The sequence below is a fragment of the Streptococcus pseudopneumoniae genome (assembly GCF_001074565.1).
GTDB lineage: Bacteria > Bacillota > Bacilli > Lactobacillales > Streptococcaceae > Streptococcus > Streptococcus pseudopneumoniae_J.
Genome location: NZ_JUQX01000003.1, coordinates 26,023 through 40,794 on the forward strand (window position 1 = coordinate 26,023; position 14,772 = coordinate 40,794).

The 14,772-nt window shown below is 40.1% G+C and carries 21 protein-coding genes; 4 read left to right on the forward strand and 17 right to left on the reverse strand.

The window, feature by feature from the left end; genetic code table 11:
- Positions 1–254: 254 nt before the first annotated feature.
- Positions 255–812: a TetR/AcrR family transcriptional regulator gene (locus ADI74_RS00655; protein ID WP_049536378.1), complete on the forward strand. Its 558-nt coding sequence runs from the start codon at positions 255–257 to the stop codon at positions 810–812.
- Between the two features lie 30 nt (positions 813–842).
- On the opposite strand, the gene ADI74_RS00660 is transcribed toward ADI74_RS00655, so the two are convergent.
- Positions 843–1,061: a YdbC family protein gene (locus ADI74_RS00660; protein ID WP_049536379.1), complete on the reverse strand. Its 219-nt coding sequence runs from the start codon at positions 1,059–1,061 to the stop codon at positions 843–845.
- 104 nt (positions 1,062–1,165) lie between these two features.
- Here ADI74_RS00660 and ADI74_RS00665 point away from each other — a divergent pair, with 104 nt between their 5' ends.
- Positions 1,166–1,486 carry a hypothetical protein gene (locus ADI74_RS00665; RefSeq protein WP_049536380.1) on the forward strand — a complete coding sequence of 107 codons (321 nt, stop codon included), beginning with the start codon at positions 1,166–1,168 and terminating at the stop codon, positions 1,484–1,486.
- Between the two features lie 27 nt (positions 1,487–1,513).
- Here the strand turns inward: ADI74_RS00665 and ADI74_RS00670 are convergent, their stop codons facing one another.
- From ADI74_RS00670 to rpsP, 9 genes are all read right to left on the reverse strand, one after another.
- Complete coding sequence (locus tag ADI74_RS00670) at positions 1,514–1,852, reverse strand: ATP cone domain-containing protein (RefSeq protein WP_001196053.1); 339 nt, start codon at positions 1,850–1,852, stop codon at positions 1,514–1,516.
- Positions 1,853–1,863: 11 nt separating this feature from the next.
- Positions 1,864–2,583, reverse strand: coding sequence for a tRNA (guanosine(37)-N1)-methyltransferase TrmD (trmD, locus tag ADI74_RS00675; RefSeq protein ID WP_049536382.1), 720 nt, complete (start codon positions 2,581–2,583; stop codon positions 1,864–1,866).
- Positions 2,573–3,091 carry a ribosome maturation factor RimM gene (gene rimM / locus ADI74_RS00680; RefSeq protein ID WP_042902149.1) on the reverse strand — a complete coding sequence of 173 codons (519 nt, stop codon included), beginning with the start codon at positions 3,089–3,091 and terminating at the stop codon, positions 2,573–2,575. The genes trmD and rimM overlap by 11 nt, the downstream gene beginning before the upstream one ends.
- A 75-nt stretch (positions 3,092–3,166) precedes the next feature.
- Positions 3,167–4,024, reverse strand: a complete 858-nt coding sequence (locus tag ADI74_RS00685) for an alpha/beta fold hydrolase (RefSeq protein WP_049536384.1) — start codon at positions 4,022–4,024, stop codon at positions 3,167–3,169.
- 149 nt (positions 4,025–4,173) lie between these two features.
- Positions 4,174–5,076 carry a DMT family transporter gene (locus ADI74_RS00690; protein ID WP_049536385.1) on the reverse strand — a complete coding sequence of 301 codons (903 nt, stop codon included), beginning with the start codon at positions 5,074–5,076 and terminating at the stop codon, positions 4,174–4,176.
- A 129-nt stretch (positions 5,077–5,205) separates the two neighbouring features.
- Positions 5,206–5,757 (reverse strand): putative immunity protein, encoded by a 552-nt coding sequence (locus ADI74_RS00695; RefSeq protein ID WP_049536386.1) that lies wholly within the window; start codon positions 5,755–5,757, stop codon positions 5,206–5,208.
- A 73-nt stretch (positions 5,758–5,830) separates the two neighbouring features.
- Complete coding sequence (locus ADI74_RS00700; protein WP_080980324.1) at positions 5,831–6,166, reverse strand: MazG nucleotide pyrophosphohydrolase domain-containing protein; 336 nt, start codon at positions 6,164–6,166, stop codon at positions 5,831–5,833.
- A 43-nt stretch (positions 6,167–6,209) separates the two neighbouring features.
- On the reverse strand, positions 6,210–6,449 hold the full coding sequence (kphA, locus tag ADI74_RS00705) for an RNA-binding protein KphA (RefSeq protein WP_000379617.1): 240 nt from the start codon (positions 6,447–6,449) through the stop codon (positions 6,210–6,212).
- Between the two features lie 19 nt (positions 6,450–6,468).
- Positions 6,469–6,741, reverse strand: a complete 273-nt coding sequence (gene rpsP / locus ADI74_RS00710; protein WP_000268760.1) for a 30S ribosomal protein S16 — start codon at positions 6,739–6,741, stop codon at positions 6,469–6,471.
- Positions 6,742–6,956: 215 nt separating this feature from the next.
- On the opposite strand from rpsP, the gene ADI74_RS00715 reads away from it, so the two are divergent.
- Positions 6,957–7,763: a peptidylprolyl isomerase gene (locus ADI74_RS00715; protein WP_049536388.1), complete on the forward strand. Its 807-nt coding sequence runs from the start codon at positions 6,957–6,959 to the stop codon at positions 7,761–7,763.
- Between the two features lie 27 nt (positions 7,764–7,790).
- Positions 7,791–8,030: a zinc-ribbon domain-containing protein gene (locus tag ADI74_RS00720; protein ID WP_080980321.1), complete on the forward strand. Its 240-nt coding sequence runs from the start codon at positions 7,791–7,793 to the stop codon at positions 8,028–8,030.
- Between the two features lie 42 nt (positions 8,031–8,072).
- On the opposite strand, the gene ADI74_RS00725 is transcribed toward ADI74_RS00720, so the two are convergent.
- The 7 genes from ADI74_RS00725 to ADI74_RS00755 form a co-directional block, all read right to left on the reverse strand.
- Positions 8,073–9,614 (reverse strand): ABC-F family ATP-binding cassette domain-containing protein, encoded by a 1,542-nt coding sequence (locus ADI74_RS00725; RefSeq protein WP_049536389.1) that lies wholly within the window; start codon positions 9,612–9,614, stop codon positions 8,073–8,075.
- Position 9,615: 1 nt separating this feature from the next.
- Positions 9,616–10,095, reverse strand: coding sequence for a VanZ family protein (locus ADI74_RS00730; RefSeq protein ID WP_049536391.1), 480 nt, complete (start codon positions 10,093–10,095; stop codon positions 9,616–9,618).
- Between the two features lies 1 nt (position 10,096).
- A complete protein-coding gene (rlmN, locus tag ADI74_RS00735; RefSeq protein ID WP_000804762.1) occupies positions 10,097–11,182 on the reverse strand; it encodes a 23S rRNA (adenine(2503)-C(2))-methyltransferase RlmN in 1,086 nt (361 codons plus the stop codon).
- Positions 11,183–11,202: 20 nt separating this feature from the next.
- The gene (locus tag ADI74_RS00740) at positions 11,203–11,733 is read right to left on the reverse strand and encodes a YutD family protein (protein WP_049536393.1); all 531 of its coding nucleotides are present in this window, start codon (positions 11,731–11,733) and stop codon (positions 11,203–11,205) included.
- A gap of 155 nt (positions 11,734–11,888) precedes the next feature.
- A complete protein-coding gene (gene sodA / locus ADI74_RS00745) occupies positions 11,889–12,494 on the reverse strand; it encodes a superoxide dismutase SodA (protein WP_000974728.1) in 606 nt (201 codons plus the stop codon).
- 69 nt (positions 12,495–12,563) lie between these two features.
- Positions 12,564–13,601, reverse strand: coding sequence for a DNA polymerase III subunit delta (holA, locus tag ADI74_RS00750; RefSeq protein ID WP_000879624.1), 1,038 nt, complete (start codon positions 13,599–13,601; stop codon positions 12,564–12,566).
- A 32-nt stretch (positions 13,602–13,633) separates the two neighbouring features.
- Positions 13,634–14,569, reverse strand: coding sequence for a dihydroorotate oxidase (locus ADI74_RS00755; protein ID WP_049536395.1), 936 nt, complete (start codon positions 14,567–14,569; stop codon positions 13,634–13,636).
- Positions 14,570–14,772: the final 203 nt, after the last annotated feature.

The window sequence follows — 14,772 nt, forward strand, 5'->3', positions numbered from 1 at the left end:
AAAGTAGAAAAGTATTCTAATTGATTCAAACCAAATAAGCTTCCATTGTTTTTGAAAGGTTTATAATTGTATACTTTTCAGAAAACGCATTTTCACTGATAGAGCTATATTTTATAAATTAATTGTGATACAATAGAGCTACCTAAAAGATTCAGAAAATTTTATGTTCATTGATAATTTATATTAACTTGAACTTTTTGATTTTTCTTCATTCAAAAATAACTGTAAATAATTATAAGTAGAAAGGTGATCCTATGCCAAAGAATACTCGTGAGCTAATCATTAGAGCTCTCATCACACTAGCTAAGAAGAATCCTCAACGTAGTTCCTTTACAATAACTGAAATTGCTGCTGAAGCTGGTATCTCACGACAAGCGATTTATCAAAAGCATTTTAACAACTTTGAAGATATCGTTGCCTACATTCATAAGGAAACTGACCAACAGATCTTCAATATTTTTGACCAATACCTTCCTGATCGAGATGGCGATCCCATCACCTTCTTAGCGGACTATATTCTTCCACTCATTTATGAAAAACGTGAAGTTATCAGTACTCTTTATAATTCCCAAGCTGACCCTTGTTGGAGAGAATTTTTGCGTGATACATACTCTAAATGGGTTCTGAAAAACGTTCATTACAGTAAAAAATTTGGTTTTAGTGACCAAGACATCGCCCACATTATCACAACCATGGCAATTTCATTCATCGAGGTCTGGATTCGCAAAGAAAATCCAATACCGCCTAAGGAATTCAGGGATACTTTCATCCAGCTAGCTAAGACTTCTCTATGTAATTATATCGTGTCATAAAAAAGGATCTTGAGATTAACTCAAGATCTTTTATTGCCCCCTTTTAAAGGCATCAACCATTACCTGAAATTCTTCATTGGAAAGCGTGATTCCTTTGCCCATTTTGGTATGGTCAGGGCTCCAAGTTCGAATATCAAACTTTGCTGGTGCACCATTAAAGCTAACTCGATTTAGTTCTTTTGTCCAGCCTTTTTCATTTTCGGACAAGGTCAGTAAGTGTTCTTCGATTTCAAATGTAAATTCTGCCATTTTTAACTCCTTTATGTGATATGCTTTCACTAGTCTATTCGTAAAAACCTTGTGGATTTTAGGAAATTTTTATATAATATGGATAGATAAGAAGGGAGGATCTTATGAGACAAACATTTAAACTTGTACTAAACAAACTACAGAGTTTTCTCAATGGAAATGACGAACCTCATCAAACCGAAGACAACTCCCTAACAGCTACAATCGAGCAGGCTATCCAGAAAAAATCTGCTGTTCATATCATACTAGCTGATACAAGTTTTACGGGTGATATTGTCAAATATGATGTCAGTCGTCAGCAGATTATTGTCAAAAATTTCACTAGAAATGTGACACGTATCATTCGGATTGGTGACATCAAGAGAATCCGTTTTGTCCCTTCTACGGTAGAAAAAGCACAGAAAAGTCTATTTAAGAAAGAGTGAGATGTTCATTGCATCCCACTCTTTTTCTTAACGAATTTGTTCAAAATGAAGGTGAACTGCGATATGATCACCATACCCACTTCTCTCCAAATCACGTTGCAAGCGATAAGAGATATAGTGCTCTGCAATGGTGATATAACCTGCTCCCAGCAAACGATTTTCAACCATTGATTGGATCATACTGATGGTCGCACGTTCTACTTTTGCTTCTTCCAAGTCCAAGACTACTTTTTTAGTAACTTGAGCTAGGTTTTGACGTAGATCATCTGTCAAAACATAAACTGTCTGAGCTGCCTTTAGGACAGCTTGGTAAATTTTATCTGGATCAAAGTCGGCAACTTCTCCGTTACGTTTGATTACTTGCATAAGGTTCTCCTTTATTCTTTGTTTTCTTTGATTTCAGCCAGCATCTTTTCTTCTTCTGCTGTAAATTGGTAATTTTTTAATAAGTCAGGTCTGCGCTCGTAGGTTTTCTTTAGACTCTCATACAGTCGCCACTGGCGAATTTTTTCATGGTGCCCACTCATAAGCACATTTGGCACCACCATGCCTCGATAGTCATAAGGGCGTGTGTATTGGGGGTATTCGAGAAGTCCTGAAGAAAAACTATCATCTTGGTGACTAGACTCCTTGCCAATCACTTCTGGGATCAAGCGAACTGTAGCATCAATCATGGTCATGGCTGCCAACTCACCACCAGTCAGGACATAATCTCCTAGAGAAATTTCATCGGTTACTAAGGTCTTGATGCGCTCGTCATACCCTTCGTAGTGACCGCAGATAAAGATAAGCTCCTCTTCCTGGGCCAAATCTTCAGCGTAAGCCTGATTGAACTGTTTCCCAGCAGGATCAAGAAGTATGACACGGGGATTTTTCTTTTCAATAGCATCAAAAGCATCGAAAATGGGTTGAGCTCGGAGCAACATCCCCTGACCGCCTCCGTAGGGCTCGTCGTCAACATGACGGGCCTTTTCAGCGTATTCTCTGAAATTATGATACTGGATATCTAAGAGCCCTTTTTCTCGAGCCTTTCCAACGATCGAGTGCTCTAGCGGAGAAAACATCTCCGGAAAGAGGGTTAAAATATCAATCTTCATCATCTAACCCTTCTAAGATGTCCACATCAACCCGTTTGTTTGGAATATCAACATTGAGAACTACTGGCGGAATGTAAGGTAAAAGCAAATCTCGCTTACCTTTTCGCTTTACCACCCAGACATCATTGGCTCCTGGTTGCAGAATTTCCTTGATGGTTCCAACCAAGTTATCTCCCTCGTAAACATCCAAACCAATAATCTCGTGATAGTAGAATTCACCATCATCTAAATCATTCAAATCTTCCTCAGCGACCTTGAGACTATAACCCTTGTACTTTTCAATCGCATTGATATGATACATGTCTTTGAATTTGATAATGTCAAAATTCTTATGCTTACGGTGGCTAGCGATGGTCACTGTTTGAACAAACTGGTCTTTTTCATCAAATAAAGCCAGCTCTGCCCCTTTTTTAAACCGTTCCTCAGCAAAATCCGTCACAGACAAGACTCGCATCTCACCCTGCAGACCCTGCGTATTGACGATTTTCCCAACATTAAAGTAGTTCATCTTGTCTCCTGTATCTATTTCTATCCTTTATTTTATCATGTTACAGGGATTTTCACAAGTTGAATAGGTCCTATCTTACAAGGCTACTACTTCTTCAAAAAAATCACCAACTATCTGATTAAACTCTTCAGGATGGTCATTCATAGGTTGGTGTTTGCTATCTGAAATCGTTACTTGACGCGCATTGGGATTTAGAGCAATGATACCATCATAGATTTTTTTTAGGTGTTTAGGAAAATCGTTTTCGCCTCTTACTAATAGCATGGGAGGATTTTCTTCATATCCTTCTATCTCATGGACTGCCAAGAACCCTGTGATCCCAAGGTTCAAGAAAACATCTCGCCCAGTTTCTATAATGGCCGTCTTGACCAATTCTCTTGTGATAGGGTTATCAGTACACATTTTTGAGTTCTTATCAGCAATCACCTTCCAAGGAATCGTTTTGTACATAAGAGAACTATATTTGATTCGACCTCTTTCTTTATCTGATAGGTAACGATGCTGTCCCCAACTATCTACCATGACCAAGGCTAGGACTCTTTCTGGATGGCGATAGGTATACTCTTGAAGTGGATTTCCTCCCCAAGAATGACCAACCAATATCACCTTATCCAGCTTAAAATAGGACAAAATGGCATCTACATCTTGAATAGCGCCTTCCAAGTCGGGTAGCCCAACTTTCATAGGTGATTCACCCTGCCCTCTAACATTTACAAAGTAAAGGTCAAATCCATCAAAAGCATCATACTGGTGGGCCCACATCTGACTGCGTCCACAAGCTCCATGATAGAAAATAATGTGGCCTTTATTTGCATTCCCAGGACGATGATAAACAACCAAATCACAATCTACGACTGCTATAAGGTGACGTTTCAACATCTCGTGTTCTCTGTTATAAAAAGCAATAGCTTCAGCAATATCATTTGGCTTCATTACTACATTCGCTCCTCTTTATCCTGATATCATTCTTTGTATCTATTTTATCATGCTATATTAAAATCATGGTTTTCTAAACTTGATTTTATTAAAAATTTTGAATTTTCTGCATCATTTAGATAAAGAAAAAGACTGCTAAGCAATCTTTACTTTTTTCTCATCAGATTCATGCCTAAAATTCCAGCAATAATCAAAGTTGCTCCGATGACATGGTAGCTATAAATCGGTTCGTGGAGGATAAGCGCCCCAGCTAGAATGGTCAAAACTGTTCCAAGATTACCAAAGACACTGACGGTTGATGCCCCGAGGCGAACGATAGCATAGATAGAGAGACTACCAGTCACGATAGAAGCTAGAATTCCCAAATAGAGGATGGAAAGCAGATAGGGCATCTGTCCAAGCGGCTCTACGTAGGCTAGTATGTTGCCATCTAGATAGTGCGAGGTTAGGCTTAGCATATTAAAGGTGATGAAACCAACAAATATCACAACAGATGTCATATCCATAGCCCGATAGCGACCTCCTTTGGACTTGCTGAGGATATTGTTTATTGCATTGGCGAGAACAGATCCCAACATCAAGAGAAAGCCCAAGCTAGCAGTCTCTGTACCAAAGTTCGCTCCTTTGCTAAGGAAGATGAAAACTACTCCTGCTACGGATAAAATTAAAAAGAACTTTTGTAGCAAGCTTGTCTTTTCCTTGAGAAAGACTGATGCTAAAAGGAGAGTAAAAATCGGGACAAGCGCTTGTAAAATTCCTGCTTCAGAAGACGTTATATACTGTAAAGCAAAGGATTGGAAAATAAAAAAGAAGAGTGGATAGAAAAAACTCATAGGAAAAATAGAAAGAATATCTTTTCTACTTAAACTCACTTTGATAAGTTTGATTTGATGAAGGACGACCAATACCAAAGCAGCGATTGTATAGCGATGTGCTAAGTTTGTGAGAGGACTGGCATAGCCTAAAGCAATTTTAGTAAATAAAAAAGAAAAACCAATGATTGCTGAAAAGGATAAGGCTGCTAGGTAAGCTTTTGTTTTCTCGTTCATAGAATGTTACTCCCTTTAAAAATAGCTATTCTCAAGATTGATTGACTAGAATTCTTTGAGACTGTCTATCCATTTTAGCATAGTAAAATCCTAGATGCTATTTCTAGGATTGGTATTTTATTCCTTCTTTCACCGTTTATCTATTACATTAGCTAAAAAGGATTCAGCCAGTCTGATCTGCTTTTCTCGTTCTTGTCTCACAAGTTCTAACTTGTCTGCTTCTTGGAGATTCCTTACTTTGATAGCATAATCCGCGGAAACGATGGCATGTCCTCGCATATGGGCTGTTGAAATAGCTTGTACAAAGACTCTGGCAGCGTACTTAGCGATTCGGTTTTGGGCATTTTTAGAGAGGAGATTTGCTGCGAAACCTGCTTTTCTCAACTCATGAGGTGTGAACTCATTTCTCAATCGTGCATCAAAAGCCTCATAAGCTTGCCGAATTATTTTATTTTTCTCACCTTCATCACCAATATCAATTAAAGATAAGAAATCTCGCGAGTTCTCTAATGCCCATCGAGCTAGTTCTTTCTGAGGAAGTCTATCCAGTATTTGTTCTAGTTCCAATCTTTTCTCAGAGTCGTCCCAAATGGCAACTTTGTAAGGACTAGGTAGGTGATTCATTTTAGTCTTATAGGCAGTTCGTTCAAACTCATTCCATGCATAATCCTCTGGTCTCATTGATTTCTCATTCTTTCTTACTAGCTAGCGTAAGCTAGGAGACACCTTTCATATTAGTGAAAAGAGATTACTCCTAGTTTTCTTGGAGGTTTTCCAAAAATCCTTCCAAATCTCGTTCATGTTGGTACTTAATGGCACCCTTCTTATCTTTGTCAAAGATGCTTTTGGTTAGGTCAATGTCGTTAATAGCTGCAATTGCGACAGTGTAGTGAATAATATCAGCCAGTTCTTTGGCTAGTTCCTCATTTGAGTCCTGGACACCCTCTTTTCGACCAGAGCGCCCATTCAAGACCTCTGCTACCTCTCCGACTTCCTCCACTAGCTTGATAAAGAGGCCTTCCTCAGTTCGAGATTGCTGGTAATGATCTAGTAAGTAAGCTTGTAATTGTCTAAGCGTTAAATCCTTCATCTTCTCCTCCTCACAAAAAAAACGAGACATCTGTCCCGCTTTTTTATTTTTCATCGATAACGATTCTTACTTTCTTGTCTTCAGTTGGGACAGAGTAGACAATCGTTCTTATCGCAGAAATAGTGCGACCCTTACGACCGATAACACGACCGACATCGCTTTGGTCAAGATCCAAGTGATACTCCAAAAACTCTGGTGTGTCTTCGATCTTGATAGTTAAGGCATCAGGTTGTGAAATCAAAGGTTTCACAATCGCAATAATGAGATTTTCAATCGTATCCATCTGTCAACCTACTTTAAACTTATTTTGAGAATTTAGAATCGTGGAATTTTTTCAATACGCCTTCTTTTGAAAGGATGTTGCGAACTGTATCTGAAGGTTGAGCTCCATCAGCCAACCATGCAAGAACGCGGTCTTCTTTCAAAGTTACTTGATTTTCAGCAACAAGTGGGTTGTAAGTTCCAACTGTTTCGATGAAACGTCCGTCACGTGGTGAACGTGAGTCTGCTACGTTGATACGGTAGAAAGGTTTTTTCTTAGAACCCATACGAGTCAAACGGATTTTAACTGCCATTTTTTAATGTCTCTTTTCTTATTTTTTATTTCGGTGAAATAGCTGAGCTATTTAGCACATGTTCTATTATAGCAGATTTTCGACAGGTGTCAAGAAAAAAACTTGACAAACTTTTAATTTTTTAACTACTCGGAATTTTTAGTAAAATCATTAACATTTGAAATCACCTTACTTTTAAGGTACAATGGTAGAAATGAATTTTTGAGAGGAAAATAATGAAAAAACTAGCAACCCTTCTTTTACTATCAACTGTTGCCCTTGCTGGGTGCACTAGTATCCAACGTGGTCTCCGTGGTGATGACTATGTCGACTCTAGTCTTGCAGCAGAAGAAAGCTCAAAAGCAGCTGCTCAGGCTGCCAAAGATTTGAATGACGCTTTGACCAATGAAAATGCCAACTTCCCTCAACTTTCTAAGGAAGTTGCTGAAGATGAAGCCGAAGTGGTTCTCCACACAAGTCAGGGTGATATTCGTATTAAACTCTTCCCTAAACTCGCTCCTCTAGCCGTTGAAAACTTCCTTACTCACGCCAAAGAAGGCTACTATAACGGCATCACCTTCCACCGTGTCATCGATGGCTTTATGGTCCAAACTGGAGATCCTAAGGGAGATGGTACAGGGGGCCAATCTATCTGGCATGATAAGGATAAAACGAAGGACAAAGGAACTGGTTTCAAAAATGAAATCTCTCCTTACCTATACAATATCCGAGGAGCCCTTGCTATGGCTAACACTGGTCAACCAAACACCAACGGTAGCCAGTTCTTCATCAACCAAAACTCAACAGATATTTCAGCTAAACTCCCTACAAGCAAGTATCCAAAGAAAATCATCGAAGCCTATAAAGAAGGTGGAAATCCGAGTCTAGACGGCAAACACCCTGTCTTTGGTCAAGTCATCGATGGCATGGACGTTGTTGACAAGATTGCCAAAGCTGAAAAAGATGAGAAAGACAAACCGACTTCTGCTATCACCATTGATAGTATCGAAGTAGTCAAGGACTACGACTTCAGCAAAAAATAAGCCATCAGCAGATAAGGAGACGATGATATGATTCTATTTTGGGGTTCTAAAGGATATCAGAAAGATTTGGGACATACGCAAACTGCGATCGAATGTGGTCACTGTAACAATGTTGACACTTGGGAGATTGTAGAAACTGGACGCAAATTTACCCTCTACTGGATTCCACTTTTTCCTTACGGTAAAACTTACTTCGTTTCTTGTCCGATTTGCCACTATGGTAAAGAAATTGAGAAAGCTGAAGTTGAAAGCTTCTTAAATTACTAGTCAAAAAGGCCAAGTCTAAATGACTTGGCTTTTTTACTGCTTTTAAGTTAGCTTGTTAAAGTCCCAGATTTGGTCCATCCAGCCTTCATAAAAGTCTGGTTCGTGACAAACCATAAGAATGCTTCCTTTGTATTCTTTAAGCGCCCGTTTGAGTTCATCCTTGGCATCTACATCCAAGTGGTTGGTCGGCTCGTCCAGCACTAAAACATTGTTTTCACGATTCATCAAGAGACAGAAACGCACCTTGGCTTGTTCCCCACCTGATAAGACCTGAATCTGACTTTCGATATGCTTAGTTGTCAAACCACAACGAGCAAGGGCTGCACGAACTTCTGCCTGATTGAGTGCTGGAAAGGCGTTCCAGACCGTTTCTAGAGGAGTCTGGCGATTGCCACCTTCTACTTCTTGCTCAAAATAACCAAGTTCTAGGTAATCACCGCGTTCAACTTCCCCAGCAATGGGAGGAATAATTCCCAAGAGAGACTTCAAGAGAGTTGTTTTCCCGATACCATTTGCCCCAATAATGGCAACCTTTTGATTGCGTTCAAAGGTGAGGTTTAAAGGCTTGGTAAGGGGACGGTCATAACCAATCTGCAAGTCCTTGGCTTGGAAGATAAAGCGCCCAGGTGTACGAGCCGGTTTGAAATCAAAGGATGGTTTTGGCTTCTCACTTTGAAGTTCGATGATGTCCATCTTGTCCAGTTTCTTTTGACGGGACATGGCCATATTACGCGTTGCAACACGGGCTTTGTTTCGAGCCACGAAATCCTTGAGGTCTGCAATCTCTTTCTGTTGACGTTCATAGGCCGCTTCCAACTGAGATTTCTTCATAGCATAGACTTCTTGGAACTGGTAATAGTCTCCAGAATAGCGAGTCAATTGTTGATTTTCCACATGGTAGACGATATTAATCACGTCGTTGAGGAATGGAATATCGTGCGAAATAAGGACAAAGGCATTCTCATAGTTTTGGAGATAGCGTTTGAGCCAGTCAATGTGTTCGGCATCCAAGTAGTTGGTTGGCTCGTCCAGTAACAAGATATCTGGCTTTTCAAGGAGGAGTTTAGCTAAGAGCACCTTGGTTCTTTGTCCACCTGACAAGGCTGTTACGTCTGTATCCATACCATAGTCCATGACACCAAGGGCACGCGCTACTTCATCAATCTTGGCATCTAAAGTATAAAAATCACGACTCTCCAAACGATCTTGGAGTTCGCCAACTTCTTCCATCAGCGCATCGATATCTGCTCCCTCTTCTGCCATTTCCATGTAGAGGTCATTGATACGAGCTTCTGCTTTAAAAAGCTCATCAAAGGCTGTACGCAAAACATCACGCACGGTTTGTCCTTCTTTTAGCACAGCGTGCTGGTCCAGATAGCCAGCGGTCACATACTTAGACCACTCAACCTTCCCTTCATCTGGTAGCAGTTTACCAGTCACGATGCTCATAAAGGTTGATTTTCCTTCACCATTGGCACCGACTAAACCGATATGCTCTCCCTTGAGGAGACGGAAAGAAACGTCTTCAAAAATCGCACGGTCACCAAAACCGTGACTCAAATTTTTAACTTCTAAGATACTCATTCTAATTCCTTATCTTGTTTTTATGCAATCCTTTATAGAGGAGCCAAGCCAGATAGCCTCCCAAGGTGTTGGTCCACAAATCATCAATCTCAAAGACGCGATTAAAATCAAAGAAAAAGTCTAAAACCAGTTGCGTACACTCAATTCCTAGACTCAGTAAAAAACTGAGAAGGATGATTTTTTTAGTTTGCCGCAAGTTTGGACAGAGATAGATCAGTTGAAAGACTAGTGGGAAAAGCAAGAAAACATTTAAAATGTTCTGCAAAAAGATCCAAAGGACTTGTCCCAAACTGGTCACTTCACCCAGATTCCACAGGGAGTTTAAGGGAGTTAAAAGAAAAACCAGGCGTTCAAAAGTTTGAATACCTGGAGTTTCCACTCCTGTAGGAAGTTGAGGCTGGGGAGTAAAACAAAAACAGACAATGCATAGACTGTAAATAGCCACTCCCAATCTCAAGATTAATTCTCTTTTTCTAGTCATTTTATGGATTTACCGCTGCGACTGCCTTCTGGCGGTCACGTTTCATTGTATTAGAACGCAATTGTCCACAAGCTGCATCAATATCTGTACCATGCTCTTGACGGACAACACAGTTGACCCCTTTTTTCTTGAGGGTATCGTAGAAGGCCATCACGCGCTCTTTAGGACTACGGCTATATTGGTCATGCTCACTAACAGGGTTATAAGGAATCAAGTTTACATAAGACAATTTCTTGATGTTCTTGAGCAACTCCGCCAACTCCAAGGCTTGTTCTACACCATCGTTGACTTCATTGAGCATGATGTATTCAAAGGTCACACGGCGATTGGTTGTTTCGATATAGTACTCAATAGCAGCAAAGAGTTTTTCAATCGGAAAGGCACGGTTAATCTTCATGATGCTTGAACGCAATTCATTATTGGGTGCGTGAAGGGAAACAGCCAGATTAACCTGTACACCTTCATTAGCAAAGTCACGAATTTTATGGGCCAAACCGGAAGTTGAAACTGTGATGTGACGAGCACCGATTGCCATCCCCTTGTCATCATTGATGGTACGGACAAAATTCAAAACATTGTTGTAGTTATCAAATGGTTCACCAATTCCCATGACAACGATATGACTGACACGCTCGTCCTGACCACGTTCGTCAAAGTATTTCTGAACTAGCATGATCTGTGCTACGATTTCCCCGTTATTGAGGTCACGTTGCTTCTTGATCAAGCCTGATGCACAGAAGGTACAACCAATATTACAGCCAACCTGAGTGGTCACACAGACTGACAAACCGTAGTGTTGACGCATGAGTACTGTCTCAATCAACATGCCATCTGGCAACTCGAAAAGATACTTAACAGTACCATCAGCAGACTCTTGTACAATCCGCTGTTTCAATGGATTGACCACAAACTGGTCATTAAGCTTGGCAATCAAATCCTTGGAAAGGTTGGTCATTTCTTCAAACGACTGGACACGTTTACGGTAGAGCCATTCCCAGATTTGATCTGCTCGGAATTTCTTTTCTCCTTGTTCTAAAACCCATTCTTGCATGGTTTGACGTGTTAAACTATAAATAGACGGTTTCATCTCTTCTCCTTATTCTCTATCTATTTCTGACGAATGACAAAATGGCGCTGTCCCTTGTCCTCTTTCTGAGACTTTTGGTCCTTAAGACGACGTCTATTTCGCTTATCCGTATTTGATTTTCTCTTGTTTTGCGAAGGTTTCTTGCCTCTTCTAGGAAGGTTTTCCTCTTCCTTTTTACGCATTTTCTTGTCAAATGAAGCCCGTTTCGGTGCTTGATTTTCTAGAACAAAATAAGCACAACCATAACTACAATACTCTAAAAGATAATCCTGTAAGCGACTGATTTTTTCAATTTTTTCCTCTGTTCGATCGTCTTTGTAAAAGCCACGTAGGCGGAGCTGTTCATTACTCCAGTCCCCCACGACATAATCAAATTTGGTCAACACTTCTGAGAAGCGTTGATTAAAGACTGTCACATCGAAAGCATCCTTGATATTTTCAACCAAGGTAAAAGCAATCCCTTCAGTCTCAACCTTATCCCCATTCACATGAAATTCTGGGCCAGGAAACTTGTTATAGTTGTATAATTCAGGTGCAATTTCTTTACGCATAGTCTTCCTTTTCCACGATTACTTAACACTCTATTTTACCATAATTTCTAGCAGTTAGCACGTTTCTCATAAAAATGAAAAAAGTCTGACGATTTTGTCAGACTTCTGCTTTATAACTTTAAAAAGAGAAGAACAATTCTTCCCTCCATATTTTATTATTTAGCTGCTGCGTAAAGCTCGTCTACCTTGTTCCAGTTAATGACTGAGAAGAAAGCTTTGATGTAGTCAGGACGCACGTTGCGGTATTTCACGTAGTAAGCATGTTCCCAAACGTCCAAGCCCAAGATTGGTTTTTTACCTTCTGAGATTGGTGTGTCTTGGTTTGCTGTTGAAGTCACTTCAAGCTTCCCTTCTTTGTTAACAACCAACCATGCCCATCCAGAACCGAAGCGAGTTGTAGCTGCTGCTGTAAAGGCTGCTTGGAACTCTTCAAATGAGCCAAATGTTGCGTCGATTGCTGCTGCAAGTTCTGCTGATGGAGCTGTTTTCTCAGGAGTCATCAATTCCCAGAAAAGAGCGTGGTTCAAGTGTCCACCACCATTGTTGATAAGTGCTTGACGGATATCAGCTGGGATAGAATCTACATCAGCAAGCAAAGCTTCAAGGTCTTCACCAATTTCAGGGTGTTTTTCAAGAGCTGCATTTGCATTGTTGACATAAGTTTGGTGGTGTTTGTCATGGTGCAAGTGCATTGTTTCTGCATCGATGTATGGTTCCAAAGCGTCATATGCGTATGGAAGGTCTGGTAAGATAATAGCCATCTGTAATACCTCTTTTTCTTTCTATATGAAAATGATAACGCAATCATCCTCTTTTTTCAAGTTTTTTGCTCAATTTGCCTCTGCCGCGATCTGCAAAAGTGCCTTTTCAAACAGGTACCCCTTTTCATAGACACCTGTCTTAATCTGGTAGTCTGTTTCAATCAAATAAGAAATCGCTCGCTTGAGAAAGGAAATGGAAATCCCTCTCGAATCTCTCAATGCAAACTTGATTTGATAAGGATTAGGATTGCGCCCCAAATAAGTTCCCAGACTGCTTGCAATCTGCGATTCCGTCTGACCAGTCTCTGATAAAATCTTCACTTGGGTAAAGGTTCGAAACTGTCCTAACATGACAGCTATGAGCTTGATTTCGTCTTCCCCTTGCAAGGTCAAGTCTCTAACCAAGTCGCGCGCCTGGTCGATCTTTTTGCCCAAGATAAGCTGAGTCAAATCAAAAATATTGTCCTGCAGGGTCTTTGGAATAGCCTCGACAATATCCTTCTCCTCTATCATGCCATCTGACTTATAAGACTGTAAAAAGAGGAGATTTTTCTGGATTTCGCTAAACTGAAAACCAGACTTGATGAGTAGATTTTCAAAAGATTTTTCCGCAAACTGCAGACCTTGTGTCTGACTCCATTTTTGGAAAAACTGGCGGAGTTCTTGTTCCTTGGGTTCAATAGCATCAAAGACAGTCGCATCTCGTTTGAGCAATTTGACCAGCCGTCTTTTACTATCTAACTTTCCTTCTGCAAAAATCAATAACTTAGTTGTTGGTGAAGGGTTATCAAGGTATTCTTCAAACGACTTGAGCTCATCATCTGCTAAAAAGCGTTTCTTGGCTGTTGTGATATCGACAAAATGGTCTAATATCACGATTTTCTCATCCGCAAAGAAAGGGAGACTGACCAACTCCAACTCTAAGTCTTTATAAGCTACTTCTTTCATATCAAAGTAAGCAAAATTGAGATCAGCTGGATCATAACCAATCTGCCTCAACACCTGACTCTTCATAACTTCAAACTGGCCCTGATCTGTTCCTGTAAATAGATTCAAGCTAGATAGATTTGATAAAGTCAACTTCTGACTGTCTTCAATGGCTAGCATCATCTCTCCTTTCTTCTGATTTTTTATTAAACTTAATCAATATAGCGCAATTTCCCACGGAAATCTTCTAGGTTCTCGTACCCTTTTTCCGCCATAATAGCTTTCAGTTCATTGGTAATGCGTTCAAAAGCACTGATACCTTCTTTGTGAAGAGTGGTCCCTACTTGCACCATACTCGCACCGCAGAGGATATGTTCAAAGGCATCACGACCCGTAAGAACGCCACCCGTTCCGATGATTTGGATTTGGGGATTTAAACGTTGGTAAAAGGCGTGCACATTCGCTAGAGCAGTCGGTTTGATATACTCTCCACCAATGCCTCCAAAACCGTTTTTAGGGCGAATAACGACAGACTCATCTTCGATATAGAGACCATTCCCGATAGAGTTAACACAGTTAACAAATTTGAGTGGATACTTGTTAAAAATAGCTGCCGCTTGGTCAAAGTGGACAATATCAAAATATGGTGGGAGCTTAATTCCAAGAGGTTTGGTAAAGTAGGCAAAAACTTCTGCCAAGATACGGTCTGTTGTCTCAAAATCATAAGCAATCTGAGGTTTTCCTGGAACATTTGGACAAGATAGATTAAGCTCTGTCAGTCCTTTGAATTCACTCTCTTGAACTTTTTTCAAGATGGTATGTGTTTCTTCTGGAGACATGCCGACTAGAGATAAGAAGAAAGTTCGGTTTGGCTCTTTTTCCTGCAAATCCAAAAGATAGTCCAGATAATAGTCTAAACCATTGTTTGGCAAGCCCATGGAGTTGATAGAACCAAGCGGAACATCTTGGTAACGCGGTTCAGGATTTCCCTGACGAAAGTCCAAGGTCGCTGTCTTTGTGACAAAAGTACCCGCTGCTGAGTTTTTGACCCCTTCAAGCTCTTCTATCGTCATACAAGCAACACCCGCTGCATTCATCAAGCAATTGTCAAACTCAAAGCCAGCTATTTGTGTTTTCGTTGATACCATGATTCTGATCCTCCAGATTCCTTTTATTTCTAATATTATACCATACTTTAAGATTTTCTCTTTGAGAAACTAATTTCTATATAAAACGTTCGGTTTTGTAAATTGAAAGAATTTTTAGAAAATTTCTGTTTTTTTCTTTACACTCAAAAAAAATTCTGCTATAATGGCTCATGTAATAAAATATAACAACAAAAGGAGAACGA